Annotated in this window: 21 protein-coding genes; 7 read left to right on the top strand and 14 right to left on the bottom strand. The window is 71.7% G+C overall.

Annotated elements, in window-relative coordinates; all coding sequences use genetic code 11:
* Positions 1–192: 192 nt before the first annotated feature.
* The 3 genes from IG78_RS0126195 to IG78_RS0126185 form a co-directional block, all read right to left on the bottom strand.
* A complete protein-coding gene (locus IG78_RS0126195; RefSeq protein WP_030567393.1) occupies positions 193–2,070 on the bottom strand; it encodes a glycoside hydrolase family 18 chitinase in 1,878 nt (625 codons plus the stop codon).
* Positions 2,071–2,359: 289 nt separating this feature from the next.
* Entirely contained in the window at positions 2,360–3,007 is a 648-nt protein-coding gene (locus IG78_RS0126190) for a response regulator (protein ID WP_030567391.1), read from the bottom strand.
* Complete coding sequence (locus IG78_RS0126185) at positions 3,004–4,206, bottom strand: sensor histidine kinase (protein WP_030567389.1); 1,203 nt, start codon at positions 4,204–4,206, stop codon at positions 3,004–3,006. The genes IG78_RS0126190 and IG78_RS0126185 overlap by 4 nt, the downstream gene beginning before the upstream one ends.
* 163 nt (positions 4,207–4,369) lie before the next feature.
* Here IG78_RS0126185 and IG78_RS0126180 point away from each other — a divergent pair, with 163 nt between their 5' ends.
* On the top strand, positions 4,370–4,960 hold the full coding sequence (locus tag IG78_RS0126180; RefSeq protein ID WP_030567387.1) for a hypothetical protein: 591 nt from the start codon (positions 4,370–4,372) through the stop codon (positions 4,958–4,960).
* Here the strand turns inward: IG78_RS0126180 and IG78_RS0126175 are convergent.
* From IG78_RS0126175 to IG78_RS0126165, 3 genes are all read right to left on the bottom strand, one after another.
* On the bottom strand, positions 4,957–5,529 hold the full coding sequence (locus IG78_RS0126175) for a cob(I)yrinic acid a,c-diamide adenosyltransferase (RefSeq protein WP_030567385.1): 573 nt from the start codon (positions 5,527–5,529) through the stop codon (positions 4,957–4,959). The genes IG78_RS0126180 and IG78_RS0126175 overlap by 4 nt on opposite strands.
* A 149-nt stretch (positions 5,530–5,678) precedes the next feature.
* Positions 5,679–6,425: an ABC transporter permease gene (locus tag IG78_RS0126170; protein ID WP_030567383.1), complete on the bottom strand. Its 747-nt coding sequence runs from the start codon at positions 6,423–6,425 to the stop codon at positions 5,679–5,681.
* A 27-nt stretch (positions 6,426–6,452) separates the two neighbouring features.
* Positions 6,453–7,235 (bottom strand): ABC transporter ATP-binding protein, encoded by a 783-nt coding sequence (locus tag IG78_RS0126165; RefSeq protein WP_030567381.1) that lies wholly within the window; start codon positions 7,233–7,235, stop codon positions 6,453–6,455.
* A 99-nt stretch (positions 7,236–7,334) separates the two neighbouring features.
* Between IG78_RS0126165 and IG78_RS0126160 the strand changes: the two genes are divergently transcribed.
* The 4 genes from IG78_RS0126160 to IG78_RS0126145 all read left to right on the top strand — a co-directional run bounded on the left by IG78_RS0126160 (position 7,335) and on the right by IG78_RS0126145 (position 12,368).
* Positions 7,335–7,976: a TetR/AcrR family transcriptional regulator gene (locus IG78_RS0126160; protein WP_030567379.1), complete on the top strand. Its 642-nt coding sequence runs from the start codon at positions 7,335–7,337 to the stop codon at positions 7,974–7,976.
* A gap of 170 nt (positions 7,977–8,146) precedes the next feature.
* Complete coding sequence (locus IG78_RS0126155) at positions 8,147–8,995, top strand: 3-hydroxyacyl-CoA dehydrogenase family protein (RefSeq protein ID WP_030567377.1); 849 nt, start codon at positions 8,147–8,149, stop codon at positions 8,993–8,995.
* Positions 8,996–9,169: 174 nt separating this feature from the next.
* Positions 9,170–9,493, top strand: a complete 324-nt coding sequence (locus IG78_RS0126150; RefSeq protein ID WP_030567375.1) for an STAS domain-containing protein — start codon at positions 9,170–9,172, stop codon at positions 9,491–9,493.
* 235 nt (positions 9,494–9,728) lie between these two features.
* Entirely contained in the window at positions 9,729–12,368 is a 2,640-nt protein-coding gene (locus tag IG78_RS0126145; protein ID WP_037685980.1) for an ATP-binding protein, read from the top strand.
* A 382-nt stretch (positions 12,369–12,750) separates the two neighbouring features.
* Here the strand turns inward: IG78_RS0126145 and nucS are convergent, their stop codons facing one another.
* A complete protein-coding gene (gene nucS, locus IG78_RS0126140) occupies positions 12,751–13,422 on the bottom strand; it encodes an endonuclease NucS (protein ID WP_030567372.1) in 672 nt (223 codons plus the stop codon).
* 278 nt (positions 13,423–13,700) lie between these two features.
* Between nucS and IG78_RS0126135 the strand changes: the two genes are divergently transcribed.
* Positions 13,701–14,093 (top strand): SCO5389 family protein, encoded by a 393-nt coding sequence (locus IG78_RS0126135; RefSeq protein WP_030567370.1) that lies wholly within the window; start codon positions 13,701–13,703, stop codon positions 14,091–14,093.
* A 77-nt stretch (positions 14,094–14,170) separates the two neighbouring features.
* On the opposite strand, the gene IG78_RS0126130 is transcribed toward IG78_RS0126135, so the two are convergent.
* The gene (locus tag IG78_RS0126130; protein ID WP_030567368.1) at positions 14,171–15,259 is read right to left on the bottom strand and encodes an LLM class flavin-dependent oxidoreductase; all 1,089 of its coding nucleotides are present in this window, start codon (positions 15,257–15,259) and stop codon (positions 14,171–14,173) included.
* A 211-nt stretch (positions 15,260–15,470) separates the two neighbouring features.
* Here IG78_RS0126130 and IG78_RS0126125 point away from each other — a divergent pair, with 211 nt between their 5' ends.
* Positions 15,471–15,824, top strand: a complete 354-nt coding sequence (locus IG78_RS0126125) for a hypothetical protein (RefSeq protein WP_030567366.1) — start codon at positions 15,471–15,473, stop codon at positions 15,822–15,824.
* An 84-nt stretch (positions 15,825–15,908) separates the two neighbouring features.
* Here the strand turns inward: IG78_RS0126125 and IG78_RS0126120 are convergent, their stop codons facing one another.
* The 6 genes from IG78_RS0126120 to scy all read right to left on the bottom strand — a co-directional run bounded on the left by IG78_RS0126120 (position 15,909) and on the right by scy (position 25,264).
* Positions 15,909–16,766 carry an ABC transporter permease gene (locus tag IG78_RS0126120; protein WP_030567364.1) on the bottom strand — a complete coding sequence of 286 codons (858 nt, stop codon included), beginning with the start codon at positions 16,764–16,766 and terminating at the stop codon, positions 15,909–15,911.
* Positions 16,767–16,897: 131 nt separating this feature from the next.
* Positions 16,898–18,097 (bottom strand): ABC transporter ATP-binding protein, encoded by a 1,200-nt coding sequence (locus IG78_RS0126115; RefSeq protein WP_030567362.1) that lies wholly within the window; start codon positions 18,095–18,097, stop codon positions 16,898–16,900.
* 156 nt (positions 18,098–18,253) lie between these two features.
* The gene (locus IG78_RS0126110; RefSeq protein WP_030567360.1) at positions 18,254–19,024 is read right to left on the bottom strand and encodes an ABC transporter permease; all 771 of its coding nucleotides are present in this window, start codon (positions 19,022–19,024) and stop codon (positions 18,254–18,256) included.
* 2 nt (positions 19,025–19,026) lie between these two features.
* Positions 19,027–20,040 carry an ABC transporter ATP-binding protein gene (locus IG78_RS0126105; RefSeq protein WP_037685979.1) on the bottom strand — a complete coding sequence of 338 codons (1,014 nt, stop codon included), beginning with the start codon at positions 20,038–20,040 and terminating at the stop codon, positions 19,027–19,029.
* Between the two features lie 88 nt (positions 20,041–20,128).
* Positions 20,129–21,064, bottom strand: a complete 936-nt coding sequence (locus tag IG78_RS0126100) for a coiled-coil domain-containing protein (RefSeq protein ID WP_030567356.1) — start codon at positions 21,062–21,064, stop codon at positions 20,129–20,131.
* Positions 21,065–21,247: 183 nt separating this feature from the next.
* Positions 21,248–25,264: a polarized growth protein Scy gene (scy, locus tag IG78_RS0126095; protein ID WP_030567354.1), complete on the bottom strand. Its 4,017-nt coding sequence runs from the start codon at positions 25,262–25,264 to the stop codon at positions 21,248–21,250.
* Positions 25,265–25,462 lie beyond the last annotated feature (198 nt).

Genomic DNA, 25,462 nt, shown 5'->3' with positions numbered 1-25,462 from the left:
GCGGGGAACTGCGCGCCCAGCCCCCCCCACGACCCGCAGCCGGACACAGAGAAACCGGACACACAGAGAAACCGGACACACAGAGAAAGCGGACACACAGAGAAACCGGACACACACGAAGAAGCCGGGGAGACAGGGGGCGTTCCTGTCTCCCCGGCTTCGTTCCGGGTGGGCGGCCGAAGCCGCCCGGAGTTACTTCAGACCGTCATGGATGGCGGTCGCCAGCTCGCCGTTCGTGGTGTCGCCGCTGAACTCCCAGAAGAAGGCGCCGCCGAGACCCTGCTCCTTCGCCCAGGCCATCTTGGCGCGGATCGTCGCCGGGGTGTCGTACGACCACCAGTTGTTGCCGCAGTGTGCGTACGCGGTGCCCGCGACGGTGCCGTTGGACGGGCAGGAGTTCTTCAGGACCTTGTAGTCCTCGAAGCCCGCCTCGAACGTGCCGGGCGCGGCCCCGGTCGCGGTGCCGCCCGGCTCCTTCTGGGTGACGCCCGTCCAGCCGCGGCCGTAGAAGCCGATGCCGAGCAGCAGCTTCTTGGCCGCCACGCCCTTGGCCTTCAGCTTGTTGATCGCGGCGGCGGAGTTGAAGCCCGCCTTGGGGATGCCCGGGTAGTCGGTGAGCGGCGAGTGCGGTGCCGTCGGACCCTTGGCGTCCCAGGCGCCGAAGAAGTCGTACGTCATCACGTTGTACCAGTCGAGGTACTGCGAGGCGCCGCCGTAGTCGGCCGCGTCGATCTTGCCGCCGGGGGAGCCGTCCGCGGTGATGGCCGCGGTCACCAGGTTGCTGGCCCCGAACCTGTTGCGGAACGCCTGCGCCATCGTCTTCATCACGGCAGGACCCGAGCTGTCGCAGGTCAGACCGCAGGCGTTGGGGTACTCCCAGTCCAGGTCGACGCCGTCGAAGACATCGGCCCAGCGCGGGTCCTCCACCAGCTTGTAGCAGGAGTCCGCGAACGCCGCGGGGTTCTTCATGGCGTCGGTGAAGCCGCCGGACCAGGTCCAGCCGCCGAAGGAGTAGAGGATCTTGATGTGCGGGTACTTGGCCTTCAGCTTGCGCAGTTGGTTGAAGTTGCCGCGCAGCGGCTGGTCCCAGGTGTCGGCGACGCCGTCGACGGACTGATCGGCGGTGTAGGCCTTCTCGTAGTCGGCGTAGCTGTCACCGATGGTGCACTTGCCGCCCTGGACGTTGCCGAAGGCGTAGTTGATGTGCGTGATCTTCTCGGCGGAGCCGGAGGTCGCGATGTTCTTGACGTGGTAGTTGCGCTGGTAGACGCCCCAGTTGGCGAAGTACCCCATCTTGACCTTGGCCCCGGGGTCGGGGTTCTGGTCGCCACCCGTGGTGCGCACCTTCACCGAGTCGCTGGCGGGCCCGGTCTGGTCCGCGGTGTCGCGGGCCTGGACGCTGTACGAGTAGTCGGTGCCCTTGGTGAGCCCTGAGTCCGCGTACGAGGTGCCGGTCACCGTCGCGACCTTGGCGCCGTCGCGCAGGACGTCGTAGTTCTTGATGCCCTTGTCGTCCGTGGCCGCCTTCCAGTCCAGTTTCACCGAGGTGTCGGTGATACCGGACGCGGTCGGGGTGCCGGGGGCGGAGGGCGCGCTGTCGCCGGGCTGGCCGCCGCCGTCACAGCTCTCGCCGTTCAGGAGACAGTTGGAGGGCGAGCCGGGCCCGGAGCCGTTGAAGCCGAAGGAGGCGGTGGCGCCGGGGGCCAGCGAGCCGTTCCAACTGAGGTTCTTCGCGGTCCACTTGTTGCCCGAGTTGGTGACGGTCGCGTCCCAGGCGGACGTCACCTTGGTGCCCGCGGGGAAGTCCCACTCGACGGTCCATGAGCTGAGCGTGGTGGTGCCGGTGTTCTTGATCGTCCACTTGCCCCCGAAGCCGGAGCCCCAGTCCTGGGTCTTGGTGAACGTGGCGGTGGCCCCCGCGGCGGCCTTGGACGCGGTCTGCGCGGTGCGCGGGGCGGTGTCCGGGGCCGCCTCGGCGGAGCCGCCGATGGCGACGAGGGTGGCGAGGGGGAGCAGCAGAGTGGTGAGCCCGGCTGTCAGTCGATGCCTGGGCCTGTGTCTGACGCGCAAGGGGTGCTCCTCGGTCGAGTTCCGGGGGTGGGGGTGCCCTGCGACGCCCGTGAGTACCTTGTGCACTTTGTGTGCATGTCATGTACCCACCGCAGTGAGGTGAGAGTAGGAAAGGTCTGGACCATAGGTCAAGACCTTTCACTGGCCTCTGGGCCTTGGGCGGGGTTCCCTGAGTGGGTGCCGTTGATCGCCCTGCGGGCTCGTCTGATCGCCCTGCGGGCTCGTCGTCGAACGCCGGACGGACTTGGATCGCCCTTCCGGCTCGTCCGCAAACGCCGGACGGGCGGAACTACACACCCAGTTCCTGGGCGAGGACGGCCGCCTGTACCCGGCTGCGCAGCTCCAGCTTGCCGAGGAGACGGCTCACATGGGTCTTGACGGTTGCCTCCGCCATGTCCAGGTGGGTGGCGATCTCCGCGTTGGACAGGCCCTGGCCCAGACAGGCGAGGACCTCGCGTTCGCGGCGGGTGAGGGCGTCGAGGACGGAGGGGGAGGGGGCGTTCGCGGACCGTACGGGCCGTGGCGTGGCGAACTCGGCGATCAGACGGCGGGTGACCGCGGGTGCGATCAGGCCCTCACCGCGGGCCACCGTGCGCACCGCTTCGAGCAGGTCCCGCGCCTCGGTGTTCTTCAGGAGGAAGCCGGACGCGCCCGCGCGCAGCGCCCCGAAGACGTACTCGTCCAGGTCGAACGTGGTCAGGACCAGTACGTCCGCGAGGTTCTCGGCCACCACCTGGCGGGTCGCGGAGACGCCGTCGAGGCGCGGCATCTGTATGTCCATGAGGACCAGGTCCGGGCGCAGCTCGCGGGCCAGGGACACGGCCTGCTCACCGTCCGCGGCCTCCCCGACGACCTCGATGTCGGGCGCGCTGCGCAGGATCAGGACCAGGCCCGCCCGCACGGCGCTCTGGTCCTCGGCGACGAGCACGCGGATCATTCGGGGGCTCCTTGGTCCTTGGGGTCGACGGGCAGTTGGGCCTCGACCCGCCAGACTTTCGTGCCGGGCAGGTCGGGGTGCGGCTCGGGGCCGGACGCGAAGGTGCCCCCGAGCAGCGCGGCACGTTCCTCCATGCCGACGAGACCGGCTCCGGAACCCGGCGCGCGCGGCCCGCGCGAGTCACCGTACGGGCTGGTCACGCTGACGCACAGGGCCGTGGGCCGCCGGGTGAGCGTCACCGTGACCCGGCCGGGTGACGCGTGCTTGAGGGCGTTGGTGAGGGACTCCTGGACGATGCGGTACGCGGCGAGGCCGACCGGCGCGGGCAGCGGTGCCTCGCCCGGGGAGCGGGTGTCGTCGAGGCGGACGTCGAGGCCGTTGGTGCGGGCGTTCTCGACGAGGGAGCCGAGGCCGTCCAGGGTGGGCGCCGCGGTCGGCTCCAGGTCGCCGCTGGAGTCCCGCAGGATGCCGATGAGGCGACGCATTTCGGCCAGCCCCTCGACGCTGTTCTCGCGGATGACGGTGAGCGCGTTCCTGGTCGTGCCCGGGTCGTCGAGGGAGAGCGCGGCCGTGGAGTGGATGGCGATCGCCGACAGGTGGTTGGCGACCATGTCGTGCAGTTCCCTCGCCATGCGCGCACGCTCGGCCGTGACGGCCTGGGCGCGGTCCACCTCGGCGAGCAGCGCGGTCTGCTCGGCGCGCAGCCGGGCCATGTCGGCGGCTTCCCGGTGGTTGCGGACGAGAACGCCCGTGGTGGCGGGCGTGAACGCCACCAGGGCGATGACGGCGCCGACCAGGATCGCCTCCGGATCCCGGAACCAGGCCAGGAATCCGACGGTGACGGCCACCGTGATCAGGCCCGTGGTGACCGGGATGCGCCGGGCCTCGGCGGGCGTGCCGTAGACCACGGCCGCGTAAACGAGGTCCGTGAACATCACCACGGTCGCCAGGTTGCCCGTCGTGAACTGGTCCGCGATCAGCACGAACGCGCCCGCGATCAGCGCAGGGCGCGGGGCCGTGCGGCGCGTCAGCTCCAGGCCCGCCATGGCGAACAGCGGGAGCAGCGACCAGGCGTGACCGAGCGGCCGGTCCTGTTGCATGTGCAGGCCGAGCGCCCAGAGCGCGAGGCCGCTGAGCAGGCTGGCCACACAGATGCGGACGTCCACGACGTCCGGTCGGCGGGGGAGCGGCAGCGGCATGACTCCATCCAACACGGGACGGCGCTCCCTGACCTCCCTACGGGGGGTGAAGCGCCAGTACATCGAAGGATGCAGCCGCACTTCGTCACTCGCGACGACGATCCGCGGCGGTCCCGGCGAGAGCCTTGAGGAGTACCAGAACCGGTGTCAGGAGGAACGAGCCGTGATCGTCACGCTGATCATCATCTGCGAGGTGGGCTTCTGGGTGCTGCTCGCCGCGGGGCTCGCGACCCGCTATCTGCTGAAGATGCCACGGCTCGGCCTCGCCATCCTGCTCTGCGAGCCCCTGCTCGAACTGTTGCTGCTCGTGGTCACCGCCCTCGACCTCAAGAACGGCGCCGACCCGAGCTGGAAGCACGGCCTCGCCGCCGTCTACATCGGCTACACCGTCGGCCACGGCCACCGCACCGTGAAGTGGCTCGACGGGCACGCGGCGCACCGCTTCAACGGCACCCCCGTGCCGCGCCCGCCGCGCTACGGCTGGCCGCGCGCCCGGCACGAGGGCGAGGTCTGGCTGGGCACGCTCGTCGCGGCGGCGGTCGCCTCGGGTCTGCTGCTTCTCGCCAAGTGGTACGTCGACGACCCCGGCCGCACCGGCTCCCTGGAGTCCTGGATGGCCACCGCGTGGCGCGCGGCGGGCATCCACGGCCTGATCGCGCTGAGCTACACGCTGTTCCCGAAGCGGGGGTCGGCGCCGGGTCCGGGGGAGCGGGACGACGAGCGCCCCCGGGACCTCACGAAGAGCCGGCGCTAGCGCTCCCCGCCCGGCACCCACAACACGTCTCCGACCTCCTTGTTCGCCGTACGGGCGAGAATGAACAGGAGGTCGGAGAGGCGGTTGAGGTAGGTCGCGGTGAGGGCGTTCATGGTCTCGCTGTGCGCCTCGAGGGCCGCCCAGGTGGACCGCTCGGCCCGCCGCACCACCGTGCACGCCTGGTGGAGCAGCGCCGCGCCCGGCGTACCGCCCGGCAGGATGAAGCTGCGCAGCTTCTCCAGGTCCTCGTTGAAGCGGTCGCAGTCCGCCTCCAGCTTGTCGATGTACGACTGCTCGACGCGCAGGGGCGGGTACTCCGGGTCCCGCACGACGGGGGTGCACAGGTCCGCGCCCACGTCGAAGAGGTCGTTCTGGACCCGGGTGAGGACCTTGACGACGTCCGCGTCGAGGCGGCCGAGAGCGATCGCCGTCCCGATGACGGCGTTCGCCTCGTTCGCGTCCGCGTACGCGGAGATCCTCAGGTCGGTCTTGGCGGTCCTGCTCATGTCCCCGAGGGCGGTGGTGCCCCGGTCGCCGGTCCGTGTGTAGATGCGCGTCAAATTGACCATGGGCCCAGCGTAATAAGCCCCGTCAGGGGCTTTTAAGGGGCGCGGGGAACTGCGAGCTCAGCCCAGGAAAAGCCGCAGACGCGTCTGCCGAGGACCACGCAGACGCGTCTGCGGCTTTTCTGTGGCTGGTCGCGCAGTTCCCCGCGCCCCTACGGGGCGCTTCGATAGGCCCGGGTGCCGATGGTCACGGCGAGTGCCGCGAAGCCGACGGCGACCAGTGCCCCGTACAGCATGGTGGAGGTCGCGTACATGCCCACGTACGCGTCGCGCACCGCGTCCACCAGGTAGCGGAACGGCGTGAAGTGCGAGAGCACGTCGAGCCAGTTGGGCGCGAGGGCCATCGGGAGCATCAGGCCGGACAGCAGCATGGAGGGCATGGCGAGGGCGTTGACCGTCGGGCCGAACGACTGCGGAGTGTCGATCTTGAGCGCGAGCGCGTACGACAGCGAGGCGAGGGCGCAGGTCAGCAGGGCCACGAACGCGAAGCCGAGCAGGATGCCGGCGAGGGGCGCGCGCAGGCCCATGACCAGCGCGGCGAGCACAAGCAGCACCGACTGCGCGACGAACAGCGCGGCATCCCGCAGCAGCCGTCCGAGCAGCAGCGCGGGACGGCTCACCGGGGTGGCGCGCAGCCGCTCCACCACTCCCCAGTTGTTCTCCATGATGAGGGCGAAGCCGCTGAACGAGGCGCCGAACAGGCTGAGCTGGAGCAGCAGGCCCGGCACCAGGACCTGCCAGGAGTCGCCGCGTGCGCCCAGCGGCATATCGGTGAGCAGCGGGCCGAAGAACAGCAGGTACAGCAGCGGCATCAGGGCGCCGAAGAGCATCTGGAACTTCGAGCGCAGGGTCTGGCGGGCATAGCGCTGGAACAGCAGCGCGGTGTCGTGCATGAGCATGGCGGTGTCCTGTGGGGGTGCTTGCCGTCAGATGGCTACGGGGGTGGCGTCGACGGGCGCGGGGGCGCGTCCGGTGATGGCGAGGAAGGCGTCCTGGAGCGAGGCCTCGGGCGATCCGGCGTACCGCTGTTTGAGCGCGGCGGGGGTGCCGTCGGCGGCGACCACGCCCTTGTCCACGACGACGATCCGGTCCGCGAGCGCGTCCGCCTCGTCCAGATAGTGCGTGGTGAGGAAGACGGTCGTGCCGTACGTGTCGCGCAGCGCCCGCACAAGGCGCCACAGATCGGCCCTGCTGCCCGGGTCGAGCCCCGTCGTCGGCTCGTCGAGGAAGAGCACCTCGGGCCGGTGGATGAGGCCGAGGGCGATGTCCATCCTGCGCCGCTGGCCGCCGGAGAGGGCGGCGGTCCTGCGGTCGAGCAGCTCGGTGAGGCCGAGCTCCGCCGCGAGCTCGGCGGTGCGGGACTCGGCATCGGCCCTGCTCCGGCCGTGGAGCCGGCCCTGGAGCACGAGTTCGTCGCGCAGGGTCTCCTGCGGGTCGACGCCGCCGGACTGGGCGACGTACCCGATCTTCCGGCGGACGGCCGCCGGGTCCTTCCGCAGGTCGAAGCCCGCGACGGTGGCCGCGCCCCCGGTGGGCGCGAGCAGCGTGGTGAGCATGCGCAGGGTCGTCGTCTTGCCCGCGCCGTTCGGTCCGAGGAAGCCGAGGATCTCGCCGGCGGAGACGGTCAGGTCGATGCCGCGCACGGCTTCGACGGAGCCCGCCTTCGTCGTGAACGTCCTGGCGAGGCCCGCGGTGCTGATGATTGGCATGGAGACCACAAAAACAGAGTCACTGAAAATTTGCAACGTGCCCAATGTTTAATAGAGGCCAGCGAAGCTACGATGGGGCCATGACGGAGGGACTGAGCCATGGCTGAAGGACTGAGGGAGCGCAAGAAGCGGCAGACCAAGCAGCGGATCTCGGACATCGCGACCGGTCTGTTCCTGGAGCGCGGGTTCGCCGCCGTGACCATCGCGGAGATCGCCGAGGCCGCCGACGTCTCGGTCAACACGGTCTACAACTACTTCCCGGCCAAGGAGGACCTGTTCCTCGACCGCGGCCTGGAGATGATCGACCGGCTCTCCCGGTGGGTCCGCGGGCGCCGGGTGGGGGAGTCCGCCGCCGACGCCGTCCTGCGCGAGCTGCGCGTCCTGGTCGAGGGCGTCTCGCCGACCGTCGGCCTCTTCGAGGGCTACGCCGACTTCATGAAGGTCATCACCGACTCGCCCGCGCTGCGCTCCCGCCTGTGGGCCTTGCAACAGGAGAGCCTGCGGGACCTGGAGGCCACCCTGCGCGAGGAGGCGGGCGCCGACCCGGTGAGCCACCTCCCCGAACTCGTCGCGGGCCAGCTCTCCTGGGCCTACGGCACCGTCTTCGCCTGGATCGGCGCCGAGATGGCCAAGCGCAGAACACCGGCGGAGGTCTCCCGCGAAGCCCTCGGCCTGCTCGACGAAGTGGAGGAGCTGCTCGGCGAGAAGATCCTCAACTACGGGACCCGCGCGCCCGCCTGACGCCCCGAAGGCCCGCCCCCCTCACCGCCCGGTGTGATGTCCGTCAAAGGGGACGTGGCGTGCGTCTCTTACCCGCCCCATGAGCGGCTGCGCCCGCTAGTGTCCGGACCGGAGCGAAACGTAAACAGCGTGTAAGTGCGTTGTCGTACGCAGGTAAGGGGAGTCGTAACGTGGCACGGAAGCTCGCCGTCATCGGAGCCGGACTCATGGGGTCCGGAATCGCCCAGGTCTCCGCCCAGGCGGGCTGGGACGTCGTCCTGCGTGACGTCACCGACGAAGCGCTGACCCGGGGCACCGACGGCATCAAGGCCTCGTACGAGAAGTTCGTCGGCAAGGGCAAGCTCGACGCCGCCGACGCCGAGGCCGCTCTCGGCCGCATCACGACCACCACCGACCTGGACGCCGCCGCCGACGCGGACGTCGTCGTCGAGGCCGTCTTCGAGAAGCTCGAGATCAAGCACGAGATCTTCCGGGCGCTCGACAAGCTCGTACGCGACGACACCGTGCTCGCCTCCAACACCTCCGCCATCCCGATCACCAAGATCGCCGCGGTGACGGAGCGCCCGGAGCGCGTCGTCGGCGCGCACTTCTTCTCGCCGGTGCCGATGATGCAGCTCTGCGAGCTGGTGCGCGGCCACAAGACGAGCGACGAAACCCTCGCCGCCACCCGTGAGTTCGCCGAGTCCGTCGGCAAGACCTGCATCGTCGTCAACCGCGACGTCGCGGGCTTCGTCACCACCCGGCTCATCTCGGCGCTCGTCGTCGAGGCCGCCAAGCTCTACGAGTCGGGCGTCGCGAGCGCCGAGGACATCGACATCGCCTGCAAGCTCGGCTTCGGCCACGCCATGGGCCCGCTCGCGACCGCCGACCTCACCGGCGTCGACATCCTGCTGCACGCCACCGACAACATCTACACCGAGTCCCAGGACGAGAAGTTCGCGCCGCCCGAGCTGATGCGCCGGATGGTTGACGCCGGTGACATCGGCCGCAAGAGCGGGCAGGGCTTCTACAAGCACTGACGGCGGCCGCGCACGCCCGTACGCCCCCTGGGGTCACCCCTCGGGGTGAATTCGGTATCGGTTCGCTTACAGACGGCAACTTCCGTACCCGAGCGACAGTCAGTTGCTGTGACATACACAGACGCCCTGGCGGCACAGGCGTCACATACGACACCGCACTCTTGGGGAGCGCATATGCACATCAGGGGCGACCAGGCCGAGCTGGTCGTCGGGGGACGCCTCGACGTACGCAGCGCGGCGGACGCCCGTACGGTCCTGCACTCGGCCGTCGACGACGGCGCCGGCGACCTGGTGCTCGACCTGTCCGAACTCGACTCGTGGGACGCCACGGGACTCGGCGTCATCATGGGCGCGCACCGGCGCGCCGGACGCTGCGGCCGCCGGCTCGTCCTGCGCGACGTGCCACCACAGATGCAGCGCCTCCTCGTCGCCACCCGGCTCCACCGCATCCTCGCCATCGAAGGCGGCATCGGGGTCGAATCGCTCCCTCGCGTATGAACCGCGCGAGGGGTGCGCAGGGGCGCGGAAGCGCACCTCGCGCACAATCCTCACGAGACTGTGACGTCTCGGGCCGGGTGCCACCCCGCCCTCCGCGGGGATACTGAAGTCGGTTTAGGGTTCGGTCGCCTGCCGATGAACGAACCCGCTCGGGGGCACCGGACCAGAAGCGACATCGCGGTGTGCTGGGGGCCGGAGGGGGCTTCGCACACGACGCGTCTGGGGGGCTGAGACCATGGACCCGATGAACCGGGGACCCGAAGAGTACGGCCACGACGGTGACGACCGCGAAGACGCGCGGATCGGCCGCGAAGGCACCGACGACGACAGCACGGCGCGCGAGCCCCGCACGCCACCCGACGCCGACCCGCCACCGGCGGGCCCGAGCGCCCCGGCCGCGGCCGATTTCGGGCCACCGGCGATCGCCCGCACGGTGCAGGTGACCTCCGGCGGCCTCCTGCTCACCGTCAACCCCGTCGACGGCAGCGAGATAGAACCCTGCCCGCCGGGTGAGCGGCCCGGCCGCCCGCGCAAGCGCACGGCCACCGAGCGCGCCGAACACCGCAGGACCACCCTGCCGCCGGTACCGCCGGGCCCCGTCCTGCCCCGCCTTCCGCTCCTTGAGCGCCAGGAGGAGCGCGAGCGCCTGGCGCGGCTGCTCGCCCGCGGCCGCTCCGTGCGCCTCACCGGACCCGCCGGATCCGGCCGCACCGCCCTGCTCGCCGCCGTCGCCGAGGACTGCGCCGGCCTCGCCCCCGACGGCGTGATCCGCCTCAGCGGCTACCACCGCACGGTCAACGACCTCCTGTACGACCTCTTCGCCGCCGTCCACGACGCGCCCCTGCACCGCCCCGACCGGACCGTGCTGCGGGAACTGCTCGGCGAGATCGGCGCCGTCGTCGTCCTGGACGACCTGGAGTTCGGCGGCGCCGCCCTCGAAGAGCTCCTGGACGCGACCCCCGAGTGCGCCTTCCTCGTCGCCGCGACGCCCGACGTGCCCGCCCCGTCGCCCGGCTCCCACCTCGAAGAGGTCTTCCTCGGCGGGATCGGCCGCGGCAGCAGCCTCGAACTCCTAGAGCGCGTCGTCGGCCGCGTCCTCAGCGACGACGAGGCCAACTGGGCGGGCGACCTGTGGTTCGAGTCCGAAGGCCTGCCGCTGCGCTTCGTCCAGGCGGGCGCCCTGCTGCGCCAGTGCGACCGGCTGCGGGCCGCCCCAGGCGCCCTCGACGCGTACGGACACGGCACCGGACCCGACGGCGCCGCCGCCTTCGACGCCCCGTTCGGCGCCGCGGGTGAGACCGAGGTCCCGCTGCCGTCGCTGGCCGACGGCGCCGCGCCCGCCGCGCTGCTCGCCTCCCGCCTCAGCGCCTCCGCGCGCGCCGCGCTCCGCTTCGCCGTCGCGCTCGGCGGGGAGCTGCCGCACCCGGCCCACCTGCCCGCGCTCGTCGGCGACACGCACGCCGACGCCGCGCTCTCCGAGCTCGTCGACTGCGCCCTCGTCACCCCCGTCGGCGGCCACTACCGCCTCGCGGCCGGTGTCCGTGCCCAGTTGGAGAGCGCCGGGTACGCCGACGACGCCGCCGCCAACGTGCAGTCCGCTGCCCAGCACTACGCCTGGTGGTCGGGGCACCCCTCGGTCGGCCCCGAGCGGGTCGCCGCCGAGGCCGACGCCGTGCTCGCCACCCTCACGGCCCTGGTCAACGGCCCCGCGGCCGGGGGCACCGACGGCGGCCCCGGTGAGCCGTCCGCCGCGGTGCTGCTCGCCCGCACGGTCGCGCCCGCCTTCGCCGGCGGGCTGCACTGGGGCGCCTGGGAGCGGGCCCTGCGCTGCGGCCAGGAGGCCTCGCGCACCTCGGGCGAGGTCGCGGAAGAGGCCTACTTCCACCACGAGTTGGGCATCCTCGCGCTCTGCGCCGGACTCCTCGACCGGGCCCGCGCCGAACTGGAGGCCTCCATCGGCCTGCGTGGCGCGCTCGCCGACAAACGCGGCATGATCGCAGGGCGCAGGGCGCTCGCCCTGGTCGCCGACTGCTCCGGCGGGGTGCTGCCCGGGGACCGGTCGACGGCGGGCGAAGAGGTGCCCGACGCCCGCTACGAGGAGTCCGCGTCGCCCCCCGGCGGCGTCCCCACGGCGTTCGCGCCGCCCACACAGCCGCCCGAACCCGACACCGTGGTGACCCACAGGGCCGCCCCCGCGGCGAGCCCCGGCACGGCACCCGCGCCCGGCCGCCGCTCGATCCTGCGGGGCACCCGGCGCAATCTGGTCGCGGCCGCCGCGGGCGCCCTGCTCGTGGCGGTGCTCGGCACGGTGGTGACGCTCGGCGCGACGTCCGACGACGGTGGCGGTGGCCCGGCCGAGCGGGTCCGCACCGACCAGTCGGCGAGCGCCGACGACGAGGACGGCGATCCCGGCGCCGACGAGCCGGGCGACGACTCCACGGCACGCCCGTCCGACCCCGGCAAGGACGGCGTCCCCGGCACATCGGACGATCCGAAGCCGAGCACGAGCGGCCGCCCGGCGGAGAGCGACGACGCGAAGGCCCCCTCGGGCAAGCCCAGCGGCAAGCCCTCGGACAGGCCGAGCGACAAGCCGACCGAGCCGACCGACAAGCCCACCAAGCCGACGGACAAGCCGACCAAGCCCACCAAGCCGCCGACGAAGCCGCCGACGACCCCGCCCACCACACCGACGACCCCGCCGCCCACGCCGACGACCCCGCCGCCCACCCCGACGACGCCGCCGTCCCCACCGGACACCTCGAACTCGGCGAGCGACCCGGCCGCTTCGAGCCCGGTCGCGAGCGGCTCGGCGGCGGGCGGGTCCGGCACACCGAGCGGTCCGGGCGGTGGTTCCGGCTCGTCACCGATGATCTGACACGCGCGGCCGCCCGGACGGCATGCGGGCATGCGGGCATGCGGGCATGCGGGCATGCGGGCATGCGGGCATGCGGGCATGCGGGCATGCGGGCATGCGGGCATGCGCGAGGGCCGGACTCCCGGGGGAGTCCGGCCCTTGGGCCTGTCGGGTCGGCGAAGCCATGGCGTTCGGCTCAGCGAAGCGGTGGCTTCCGTCTCGGCGGAGCCGTGGCGTTCGGCTCAGTGGAGCCGTGGCCTCCGGTTCAGCGAAGCCATGGCTTCCGTCTCGGCGGAGCCGTCGCCTCCGGCTCAGTGGAGCCGTGGCCTCCGGTTCAGCGAAGCCATGGCTTCCGTCTCGGCGGAGCCGTCGCCTCCGGCTCAGCGAAGCCGTCGCCTCCGGCTCAGAAGAGGCGCAGCTTGTCGTCCTCGATGCCGCGCATCGCGTTGTAGTCGAGGACCGTGCAGCGGATGCCGCGGTCCGTGGCCAGGACGCGTGCCTGGGGCTTGATCTCCTGCGCGGCGAAGACGCCCTTGACCGGAGCCAGGTGCGGGTCGCGGTTCAACAGCTCCAGATAGCGCGTCAGTTGCTCGACGCCGTCGATCTCGCCGCGCCGCTTGATCTCCACAGCGACCGTCTGCCCGTCGGCGTCGCGGCAGAGGATGTCGACCGGTCCGATCGCCGTCATGTACTCGCGGCGAATCAGTGAGTATCCCTCGCCCAGTGTCTCGATCCGGTCGGCGAGCAGCTCCTGGAGGTGCGCTTCCACGCCGTCCTTGATGAGCCCGGGGTCCACGCCCAGCTCGTGCGAGGAGTCGTGGAGGACTTCCTCCATGGTGATGATGAGCTTCTCCCCCGCCTTGTTGATGACGGTCCACACACCGGCGTCGTCGCCCGTGCCCTCCTTGAGGGTGCACGGCGGCGACATCCAGTTGAGGGGCTTGTAGGCCCGGTCGTCGGCGTGGATGGAGACGCTTCCGTCCGCCTTGACGAGGATCAGGCGGGGAGCCGACGGGAGATGGGCGGTGAGCCTGCCCGCGTAGTCCACGGAGCAGCGGGCGATGACGAGACGCATGGTCGGCAACGCTACTCGACCCGGGGTGCTCCAGCGAATCCCGTGCCCCCGCGGGCGCTCGTGAACGCCTCGACCCCGCTCAGGACGCCTTGGGGGCCGCACCACTTGTCCGCCGATGAACCTGTTCGAACCTGGCCGGTTATGCGCCCAATCTCCTGGTGCGGGCCCGGGCCGTTGCCTACCGTAGAAGCAGGAGGTCGTCGCACGTGCACGCTGCGTATGCGAGCTCCTTCCCTGTCCGTTGGCCCCTGCTCCCTGGGGGTGCGAGAGGAGAACCCATGTCGCTCGACGTCTCACCGGCACTGTTGGAACAGGCCGAGCGAGGCGAGGTCGACGAAGCAGCTTTCGTCGACTGCGTCCGGACCTCCCTGCCTTACGCATGGGAGATGATCAGCTCCCTGGTGGCCCAGCTAAAGGTCGACGGCGGTGAATTCGCCGACAACCAGACGCCCCCGCCGGACGAGCAGGCGCGCGGTCAGTTGCTGCGCGCGCTCGCGAGTGACGCGATTCGCGGCGCCCTGCAGCGCCACTTCGGGGTCCGCCTGGCCTTCCAGAACTGCCACCGTGTGGCGGTGTTCCCCCTGGACGGCTCCGTGGACGACAGGCTGGCGAAGTTCACGTCCATCCGTGGTCAGTTGCTGAACCAGTCACCCGAACTTCGGGACTGCTGAGCCCGGTTGCTGCCGCTCCGTACGCGGGAGGTGTTTCAGTACCGGGGCGGCAGCCCCTCACGCAGCACCCCTTCCCCTCACTTGAGCTGAGGCAGTACTTCCAGGCCGAGACGGCGTACGTTCTCCTCCGTCGTCGTCAGATCGCCCGAGCCCTCCACCAGGAGCGCGAAGCGCGTGATGCCCGTGCGCTCCGACGTCGCCGCCAGCCGGTCCGCGCACACCTGTGGCGTCCCCACGGGGTGGATGCCGCACAGCAACTCCGTGTACGCCAGCGGGTCCCGCATGGAGCGGAGGCGACCGTCGACCGTGACATGGGCGTCAAGGCCGTGCTTCAGCCAGCCGGGCATGGCCTTGGTGAGCGTTTCGGCCGCCTCCAGGGGACGGTCCGCGATCTGCACCACTCCGGCCGAGACGTGCGCGGCGTGCGCCACCTCGTCCGGTGTGTGTCCGGTGGCGCGGGCGTGCCGATTCCACAAGGCCACCATTTCGGCCTTCTCCTCGTCGCCCACGTGCATGCCGAGAAGCATCGGCAGTCCGCGGGCCGCGGCGAGCCTGACACTGGACGGCGAGGTGCACGCGACCACGACCTCCGGGCCCGCCGTCGCCGGTGAGCCGGACCGCTCGGGGGCGGCGGGCAGATCCGGGAACGGGCCCGTCGCCGTGGGCAGCTCCTCCTGCGGCAGCGGTACGACCGCGACGTCGCGGAACGCGAAGCGGCCGCCGGGCCCTGCCACCCGCGGCACCCCGCTGAGCCAGCGGAGCAGCAGGTCGAGGGAGTCCGGGAACCCCTTCTCGTACGCCTCGATGCCGGTGCCGAACACCTCCAGGTCCACCCAGGGACCGCCGCGCCCCACGCCCAGCGAGAAGCGCCCGCCGGAGGTGAGGTGCAGCAGGGCCGCCTGCTCGCCCAGGGCCACCGGGTGGGCCGTGGGCAGTACGCTCACGGCGGTGCCGACGCGGATGCGCCGGGTGCGCCCGAGCAGCAGGGCCGCGAGGGTGATCGCGGAGGGACAAGTGCCGTACGGCACGAAGTGGTGCTCGGCCAGCCAGGCGGAATCCAGGCCCGCTTCCTCGGCCATTTCCACGGACCGCAGCGCGCGGTGCAGAGCCTCCCCATGACCCTGGCCCGGGAACTGGGCCGCCAACACAAATGTTCCTAAGCGCATCGAACTTCCTGCCTCCTTGACGCCGACGCAGGCATTCCCCTACCGGCAACAACGCGGGACAAGTGCCAAGGGCACGGCTTGGCGTGCAGATTGGCAGATTTTCTGCGTGGCACGGGGGTCCCTGCGGGGGCCGGCGGCGGACGGGTACCCGTCCGCGCGATGCGTAGGCTGGGCGTACGCCCGTCCGTTCCCCAGACCCGTGAGGTGTCCCGTGTCGCCGCGCCGTAATCGCCCGAAGGGCACCGGAGATCTCAGGCCGGGCCGGGGCGCCCACGCCGACGACGACGCGGGTCCGCCGGGCGGCCGCTACGGCGGCTTCCGGCGCACCGAGCGCTGGCAGGGCGAGGAGTGGAGCGTACGGCATGTGGCGGGCGCGAGCACCGGCGGCAAGACCTACCGCTGCCCCGGCTGCGACCAGGAGATCCCCGCCCGGCTCGCGCACGTGGTGGCCTGGGCCGAGCACTCCGGCGTGGACGAGCGCAGACACTGGCACACGGCGTGCTGGAACGCCAAGGACCGCCGCACCTCGCGGGTGCAGCGGTCCCGTAACGCTCCGCGGTACTAGGCACGTACGCCTCGGACGCTCGTACCTGGTCGTACGCCCGTACCTGGTCGTACGCCTGGGACGTCCGCACCAGGTACGTACGCGTCAGACGTCGCGCTTCTCCAGGAGCGCGAAGGCGCCGGCGACGGCGGCGGCCGTGATGACGACGAGCAGCACCAGTTGTGAGTTCCCGGTGCTGCTGCTGTCGATGCCGTCGATCCGGAAGATCTTGGCGAGCGAGTTGATGGCGTTGTAGTCGGCCATCTTGTCGCCGAGCTTCGCGGTGCTCTCCCAGATGTTCAGGAAGCCCGGCAGGATCGCCGGTACGAGGACCACGCCGAGCATCGTCGTGATGGCACCGGCGGAGTGGCGCAGCATGGAGCCGACGGCGAGCGCGAGCACGCCGAGCAGCGAGACGTACAGGGCGCCCTTGAAGACCGAGCCCGCCCACGGGATGTCGCCCGCCTCCGGGCCGCTGTGCGCGCCCGACGCCATCAGGCCCACCAGCAGGATCGAGCCCGCGGACGCGACGAAGGCGACCACGAAGAAGATCAGGGCCTTCGCGGCGAGGACGCGGTAGCGCTGCGGCGACGCGGTGAAGGTGGTGCGGATCATGCCCGTGCCGTACTCGGACGAGGTCACCAGGACGCCCAGCGTGATCAGGCAGATCTGGCCGAGCATCAGGCCGAAGAACGCCGGGACGGTGAACGGCACGTCCTGGTAGTCGTCGGACTGTGTGTTCGCGACCGCGAGCAGGCCGATGCCGATGACCAGGATCAGGAAGATGCTCAGCGTCCACACCGTGGAGCGGACCGACTTGATCTTCGTCCACTCGGAGGCGAGGGCGTGCCCGATGTTGGTCTTCGTGACCGGGATCGGCGAGGTGTAGGCGTTGTTCATCGCCTGCTGCCAGGCCGACGGCGGGGCCGGCGCGGCGGGCGCGGGCGGCGGCGCGGGCACCATGGCCGGAGGGCCTTGCGGCGCGGCCACGGCACCCGCGTAGGCCCCCTGGGGCTGCGGTGCGGGGGCCGGGGCGTGCGGGGCCTGGGGCTGCTGGGGCTGCGCCTGCGGCTGCTGCGGAGTCGGAGGCGTGGTCATCGGGGCGCGTCCTTGTTGTCGGTGGTGCCGGTGTTGTCGGTGGCGTGCTCGGCCGGGGAGGGGGCGGCGGCCGGGGCCTGGGGCGCCGCGGCGTACGGGTTCGCGTCGGCGGGGGCGGGCGGTGCGGCGGGCGCGCCCTGCGGCATCGCGAACGGCTGGCCGCCCTGCTGCGGCGACGGCGGGGCGTACCAGTTGGGCTGGCCCTGGCCGGGCACGGGCGGCTGCGGCTGCGGCACGGCGCCGGGCGGGAGCTGCTGTTGCAGGCCCGCGCGCTGGTCGACGGTCGAGCGGTAGTCGACGGCACCCTGCGTCATGCGCATGTACGCCTCCTCCAGGGAGGCCTGGTGCGGCGAGAGCTCCCACAGGCGGACGTCCGCGCCGTGCGCGAGGTCGCTGATGCGGGGCAGCGGCAGGCCCATGACACGCAGCGCGCCGTCCTGCTCGGGCAGGACCTGGCCGCCGGCCTCGGTGAGCGCGGCGGTCAGCTTCTCGCGCTGCTGCGGCTCGGTCTCCGGGGTGCGGACCCGGGCGAAGTCGGCGGAGTTGGCCGAGATGAAGTCCGTGACGCTCATGTCCGCGAGCAACTGGCCGCGGCCGATGACGATCAGGTGCTCGGCGGTGAGGGCCATCTCGCTCATCAGGTGCGAGGAGACGAAGACGGTGCGCCCCTCGGCGGCGAGCGACTTCATCAGGTTGCGCACCCAGAGGATGCCCTCGGGGTCGAGGCCGTTGACCGGCTCGTCGAAGAGCAGCACCTGCGGGTCGCCGAGCAGCGCGGCGGCGATGCCGAGGCGCTGGCCCATGCCGAGCGAGAAGCCCTTGGACCGCTTCCTCGCCACGTCCTGGAGGCCCACGACACCGAGCACCTCGTCCACGCGCCGGGCCGGGATGCCGGAGAGCTGCGCCAGGCACAGCAGGTGGTTGCGGGCGTGCCGGCCGCCGTGCACCGCCTTGGCGTCGAGCAGGGCGCCCACCTGGCGGGGCGCGTTCGGCAGCTTCCGGTACGGGTAGCCACCGATGGTCACCTGCCCCTGCGAGGGTGCGTCGAGCCCGAGGATCATGCGCATCGTCGTCGACTTGCCGGACCCGTTGGGGCCGAGGAAGCCGGTCACGGTGCCGGGCCGCACCTGGAAGGAAAGGTTGTACACGGCTGTCTTGGCGCCGTAGCGCTTCGTCAGGCCGACTGCCTCGATCATTCTCCGCACCCATCGAATGGTTCAGGACGTCGGGGCACACGCCCCCGTAAGGGTTAGGAGGATATCTGTGAGCTGACGGTTCCGGCCAAGGCCAGGTAAAATCTCGACTTTCGGCTACGCGACCCGCTTCTTCGGTCGCACGACCCGCTTCTTCGGTTACGCGTCCCGCTTCTTGAGCAGTACGTAACCGCCGATCAGCGCCGCCGCCGTCCACGCCACCATGATCGCGAGACCGCCCCAGGGGCCGTACGGGGTGTCGTCGTCGAAGGGCGACTTGACTTGCATGATCTTGCTGCCGGCCTGGTCGGGCAGAAAACGGCCGATCTTCTTCGTCGCCTCGACGTTGCCGAGGATGCTGGAGATCAGGAAGAAGAACGGCATCAGGATGCCGAGGGAAAGCATCGGGCTGCGCAGCATGGCGGCGACGCCCATCGAGAACATCGCGATGAGCGTCATGTAGAGCGCGCCCCCGATGACGGCGCGCAGCACGCCCGGGTCGCCGATCTGCGCCTTGTACTCGCCGAGCATCGCCTGGCCGATGAAGAACGTGAGGAAGCTGGTGGCGAGGCCGACGAGGAACGCGAGCACGGTGGCGACGGCGATCTTGCCGAAGAGGAAGGTGGCGCGCTGCGGGACCGCGGCGAGCGAGGTGCGGATCATGCCGGTGCTGTACTCGTTCGAGACCACCAGGACACCGAAGACGATCATGGCGAGCTGGCCGAGGGACATCCCGGCGAAGCTGATGTAGGTCGGATCGAAGGTGATCTTGTCCTCGCGGCTGAGGCTGTCGTAGTCGTTCTTCGACAGGATGCTGATGAGCAGGCCGAGGGCGATCGTGACGACGAGGGCGAGACCGAGCGTCCACACCGTGGAGGAGACCGAGCGGATCTTGGTCCACTCCGACTTCAGTACCTGCGCCGCGGCCATGGCTACTTCCCCTTCCGCGGCTGCTGTCGGCCCGCGCCCCAGGCCTGGCCGGGTGCCCGGCCAGGAGCCTGCCCCGAGGGCGGCGCACCGTCCGGCGCGGGGCCCTGGTGGTCCGCGTGCGCGTGGTACTCCACGGACTCGGCCGTGAGCTGCATGAAGGCTTCCTCCAACGACGCCTGCTGCGGACTGAGTTCGTGCAGCACGAGCTGGTGCCGCGCGGCCAGCTCACCGAGCTGCTCCGAGGTGGCGCCGTCGACTTCGAGCGCGCCGCCGCCCGCCTCGACGGCGGTGACGCCCGCCTGGTGCAGCACGTCCAGGAGCCGTTCGCGCTGCGGGGAGCGCAGCCGGACGTAGGAGCGCGAGTTCTGCCGGATGAAGTCCGGCATCGACAGGTCGGCGAGCAGCCTGCCCTGGCCGATGACGACGAGGTGCTCCGCGGTCAGCGCCATCTCGCTCATCAGGTGCGAGGAGACGAAGACCGTACGGCCCTGCTGGGCCAGCGACTTCATGAGGTTGCGGATCCAGTGGATGCCCTCGGGGTCGAGGCCGTTCACCGGCTCGTCGAACATCAGGATCTCGGGGTCGCCGAGCAGCGCCCCCGCGATGCCGAGGCGCTGCCCCATGCCCAGCGAGAAGCCCTTGGCCTTCTTCCGCGCGACCGCGGTGAGGCCCACGGTGTCGAGGACCTCGTGCACGCGCGTGCGCGGAATGCCGTTGGACTGCGCGAGACAGAGCAGGTGGTTGAAGGCGCTGCGGCCGCCGTGCATGGCCTTGGCGTCCAGGAGCGCGCCGATGTACTTCAGCGGGTCCTTCAACTGGGCGTAGTGCTTGCCGTCGATGCGCACATCGCCCGCGGTCGGGTTGTCGAGCCCCAGCATCATCCGCATCGTCGTCGACTTGCCCGCGCCGTTCGGCCCGAGGAAGCCCGTGACCATGCCCGGGCGGACGGCGAAGGTCAGATTGTTCACGGCGACCTTCTCGCCGTACCGCTTGGTCAGCCCCGCGAGCTCGATCATGCGGACACGCTAAAACGGGACGGAGCCCCCTGCCACTTGGCGTGGCAGGGGGCTCCGTCGCGTTCACCCCGTACTTGTGCGCTCCGCGTCAGCGGCTCTGCTGTGCCGGAACCCCCCGGGAGATCGACTCGTCCTCCGTGGGCGTGCCCGCGGCGGCGACGGCGGCACCGGTGAGCGTCGCGAGCATCTCGCGGACGTTCGTGAGCTGGGCGTTGATCGAGTCGCGGCGGTTGGTCAGGGCCGCCAGCTCGCGCTCGGACTCGCTGCGGATGCGGTCGGCCTTGGCATTGGCGTCGGCCACGATGTCCTCGGCCTGGCGCTGGGCCGTCTCGACGGTCTGGCGGGCGCGGCGCTCGGCGTCCGTGCGCAGCTTCTCCGCCTCCAGGCGAAGCTGCTCCGCGCGGTGCTCGATCTCCGCGAGGCGCTTCTCGGCCTTGGCCTGACGGGACGCCAGGTCGCGCTCGGACTGCTCGCGGCGCTTGGCGAGGTTCGTCTCGAAGTCCGCGGCGGCCTGAGCGGCCTTGGCGCGGGTCTCCTCGAAGAGGGCGTCCGCCTCCTCGCGCTTGGACGACGCGTCCTTCTGCGCCTCGGCGCGCAGCGCGTTCGCCTCGCCCTTGGCCTTCTCGACGATGCGGACGCCCTCGTCCTCGGCCTTGGACTTGCGCTCGGCCGCGAACGACTCGGCGTCGTTGCGCACCTGCTGGGCGGCGGACTCGGCCAGCTCACGGTGCTGCTCGGCCGCGCGCCTCGCCTCTTCGCGCAGGTCCTTGGCCTCCTCCTCGGCGAGGCGGAGGATCTTCTCGACGCGGGCACCGAGACCGGCGTACGACGGCTCGGCGTCGGCGACCTGGGCCTGGGCGTTCTGCGTTTCGAGGTGGAGCTCCTCGATGCGCTTTTCCAGAGCAGTGATTCGGGTGAGGGCGGAGTCTCGGTCGGAGACGAGCTTGGAGATACGTTCGTCCACCTGAGCGCGGTCGTACCCACGCCGCACAAGCTCGAAGCCGTAGGGGGAAGTGTCGCTCATGGGGTTCCTGTCGAATGAGACCGGGTGAGGTGATAGAGGGAATCCTAGGGGGCGTTGCGGCGTGTCATCGAGCGTATGGCCGTTTGATCTGGAGAATGACACCCCTTTTGAGTGGCTAACCGGCAGACTGCTTGCCAGCGACAGGGCCGAAGGTCCTCGGGGAGCACGGAACAAGCCCCGTGGCTAGCCTTCTGACGGCTTGCCACCCGAACGGGTCGAACCGGCCGCGGCCCCCGCCTTGACGCCACCATCCTTGCCCCCGGTCTGCGGGGCCTCAAAGGATTCCAACGCCTCCAGCACGTCCTGGACACGGGAAATTTCCGTATTGATGTCCGCGCGGCGCCGCACCAACACCTCCAGTTCACGCTTGCCCTCGTCAACCATGCGTTCGGCCTCGGCCTTCGCCTCGCTGTGGATCCGCTCGGCCTCGCGCACCAGCTCGGCCTTCTTCGTCGCGGCCTCCTTGAGCAGGCCCTCGGCCTTCTTCACGGCGGAGATACGCACCGAACTCGCCTCCGAATCGGCCTTCGCCCGCAACTCCTTGGCCTTCGCCTCGGCCTCGGCCAACTGCTCCTCGGCGGCCTTGACCAGCGCGTCACAGCGCTCGCCCGCCGTCTTCATGGCCTCCGCCGACTCGCGCCTGGCCCGATCGTGCAGCTCCTCGATCTCCGCCGTGACACGGTCGCGGTGCTCCTCGGTCCGCTCCCTTATCGCGGTGGCGTCCCTGCGGGCGCCGATCAGCAGCTCGTCCGCGTCCGTACGCGCCTTCTCCACCAGGGAGTTGCCCTCGACGGTGCCTTCCGCGACCAGGCGCTCGGCCTCCTTGCGGGCCGCGCCGACCATGGTGTCGGCCTGCGCCTCCGCGTCCGTCGTCGCCTTGAGCGCCTTCTCCTGCGCCTGAGTCGTCAGCTTCTCCGCCTCGGCGGCCGCCTCCGTGATGAGCGTGTCGGCCTGCTCCGCGGCCTCGCTGCGCCGCTTGTTGGCCTCCTTGCGGGCCTCGTCGAGGGTGCGCTCGGCCTCCTCGCGCGCCTGCGCCCTGGTCCGCTCGGCCTCGGCGTCGGCCTCCTCCTTGGCGCGTGCGGACTCCACGCGGATGCGCTCGGCGTGCTGCTGTGCCGAGCCGACGTTCTCCGCCGCCTCCGCGCGCAGCCGCTCGGCGTCACCCGTCGCGTCCGAGATCAGCTTCTCGGCCTGCGCGACGGACTCGGCACGCACCCGCTCCGCCTCCGCGGCGGTCTCCGCCTTGAGCCGGTCGGTCTCCGCGACCGTGTCGGCCTTGAGCCGCTCCGTCTCCGTGATCGTCTCCGTGCGCAGCCGCTCGGCCTCCGTGGCCGTCTCCGCGCGCAGTTGCTCCGCGGCCTCCAGGGCCTGGGTGCGCACCCGCTCGGCCTCGGCGGCCGTCTCGCTGGTGAGCCGCTCGGCCTCACTGGTGGCCTCGCCGATCAGGGTGTCGGCCTGGGCCGCGGCGTCGTTGCGGATGCGGTTGGCGTCCTCGCGGGCGTCGGCCCGGGTGCGCGCCGCGTCCTGCTCGGCCGTCGCGATGGTGTCCGAGGCCTCCGTGCGCACCCGCTGGGCGAGCTCGGACGCGTCCGAACGCAGCCGCTCGGACTCCGCGATGGCGTCCGCGACCGTGCGCTCGGCGAGGGACTTGGCGGCCTCCGCCTCCTGCGCCGCCTCACTGCGGGTGCGGCTCGCGTCCTCGCTCGCCCGCTCCCGCTCGGCGTAGGCGTCGGCGCGGACGCGGTCCGCTTCCTCCTGCGCCTCGCGCCGGGTGCGCTCGGCGGCGTGCTCGGCCGCCGACCGCAGACCCGCGATCTCCTCCTGCGCCTGCTCCTGCAGACCGGCCACCGAGTCCCGTACGGACTGGGCCTTCTGCTCGGCCGCCGAGACCAGCTCGGTGGCGCGCGACTCGGCCTCCTCGACAAGGCGGACCGCCTCGGCCTGCGCCTCCTCCACCCGCTTGCGCGCCGAGGCGAGCAGCTCCTCGCTCTGCTCCCGGGCCCGCTCCCGCTCCTGGTCGGCCTCCGCGCGCGCCGAGCCGAGCGTCTCCTCCGCCTCCCGGCGGCGGCGCGCGGCCTCGTCCTGCGCGGCCGACAGGGCCTCGGCGGCCTCCGCGGCGACCCGCTCGGCGGCCGCGGCGGCCTCCGCGCGCACCCGGTCCGCGCTCTCCTGCGCCTCGGTCTTCAGGCGCTCCGCCTCGGCGGACGCCTCCGAACGCAGCCGCACCGCGACGTTCTCGCCCTCGGCGCGCGCCTGCGAGGCGTCCGCCGCGGCCTCCGTGCGCAGCCGCTCGGCCTCCGTCTCGGCCTGCGTCTGGAGCGCCCTGATCCGCTCGGCCGCCTCCGTACGCAGGCGGTCCGTCTCCTCGGCGGCCTCGCGGCGGATCCGCTCGGCCTCCGCGCGGGCGTCGCTCAGCGCCTGCTCGGCGGCGGCGAGGCGCTCATCGGCCTCCGTCCGCAGGCGGGCAAGATCGGAGTCCGCCTCGGCCTTGCGGGCCGCGACGGCGCGCTCGGTCTCCTCGCGCAGCTCCTTGGCGGCGGCCTCGGCATCGGACTTGACCGTCTCGGCCTGCTCGGCGGCCTCCGTACGGTGCCGCTCGGCCTCCGCGCGGGTGCGCTCCAGGGTCTCCTCGGCCTGCCGGCGCAGGGACGTGGCCCGCTCGACCGCCTCCGTGCGGACGCGCTCCGCCTCGGTGGCGGCGGCCTGCCTCGCCTCCTCCGCGTCGGCCTTCGCCTTGCCGAGCAGCTCCTCGGCGGAACGGGCCGCCTCCTCGATCTGCTGCACGGCCTCGCGGCGCGCCTCACCGCGGATCTTCTCGCCCTCGGCGACCGCGTCGGCGCGCAACTGCTCGGCCTCGCCACGCAGCCGGCGCGCCTCCTCCTGGAGCTCGACCGTCTTGGCGCGGTACTCCTTGGTGTCGTCCTTCGCCGCGCCCTTGAGCTGCTCGGCGATGTCGTGCGCCTCGCTGCGCAGTTGGTCCGCCTCGGCCTCGGCCTCGGCGCGGACCCGCTCGGCCTCCTCGGTGGCGGCGCGCGTGGTCGCCTTCGCCTCCTCGGAGGCCTTGTCCAGGACCTCCTCCGCGGTCCGCGCGGCCTTCGCGATCTGGGAGGCGGTCTCCTCCGCGGTGATCGAGCGGGCCTTCTCGGCGGCCTCCGCGATCAGCTTCTCGGCCTCGGCACGGGCGTCCTGGAGCTTCTGCTCGGCCTCCGCCTTCGCGGCCTCCGACTCCTTGGTGGCCTCGCCGACGAGCCGGGCGACCTGCTCCTTGGCCGTACGCGTGCGCTGCTCGCCCGCGGCCTCCGCGGACGCGAGCTGCTTGGCCGCGGCCTCCTTGGCCTCGGCGACGACCCTGTCGGCCTCCGCGCGCGCCTCGCGCAGCGCCGTCTCGGCCTCCGCCATCCGCTGCTCGGCGCCGCGGGACAGCTCAGAGGCCTGCCGGCGGGCCTGCTCGGACTCCGTCGCGGTGGACGAGCGCAGCGCCTCGGCGTGGTCGGTGGCCTCCTGCGCCTGGGTGGAGGCGGCGTTCAGGAGGCGCTCGGCGTCCGTACGGGCCCGGCGGAGCAGCGCCTCGGCCTCCGCGCGGGCGCTCTCGGCGTCGGCGGTGAGCCGGTGGCGGGCCTGCTCGGCGACGCGCTCGGCCTCCGCGCGGGCGGCGGCGAGTGCCTGGTCGGCCTCGGCGCGCGACTCCTCAAGGAGGCGCCTGGCCTGCTGTTCGGTACGGGCCCGCAGTTGCTCGGCCCACGCCACGTTCTCGTTGACGTGGCTCTCGACGGTCTGGCGGCGCTCGTTCAGTTCCTGGTCGAGCTGCTGGCGCCGGGACACGGCCTCCGCGTGCAGCTCGGACTGCAGGCGGGCCTGCTGCTCGGCGTGCTCCTGGAGGATGCGCTGGGTCTGGGCGCGGGCGTCGCGCAGCTCGCGCTCGGCGTCGGCGCGCAACTGCTCGGCCTGGATCTGCGCGTTCCGCAGCAGTTGCTCGGCCTGATAGCCGAGGTCGCCGCTGTCGTAGGCAGGCCGGGACGCGAGGTTGCGGCGCGCCTCGTGCAGCTTGGCGCGCAACACCTCGACCTGGTAGCCGAGGTCCTCGGCGTGCTGGACGGCCTTCTCCCGCTCGGTCTTCAGCCGGTCCATCTCGGCTTCGAACCGCGTGAGATGGTCGGCCTCAGCCGGTCGTCGGCTGTCCTGGCTCTCGTAGCCCCGCACTGCGCGGTCCCATCCTTCCCCAAGCTCTCGGCTTTCGCTCGAGCAGGGGAGACCCCACTCCTGGTCTCATGTCCCTGACGTACGAGCCCCGTCCATCCGCCGAACGGGGCCCCCGGGGAATGGTGTCAGATCAACAGCGGAGCTCGGGCGTCTGCCCCGATGCTCGTCCCCCGAAACCCGGACCCCGGAAAGCGACCG

The sequence above is a fragment of the Streptomyces aureocirculatus genome (assembly GCF_000720475.1).
GTDB lineage: Bacteria > Actinomycetota > Actinomycetes > Streptomycetales > Streptomycetaceae > Streptomyces > Streptomyces aureocirculatus.
This window is presented reverse-complemented; position numbering and strand designations above follow the sequence as displayed.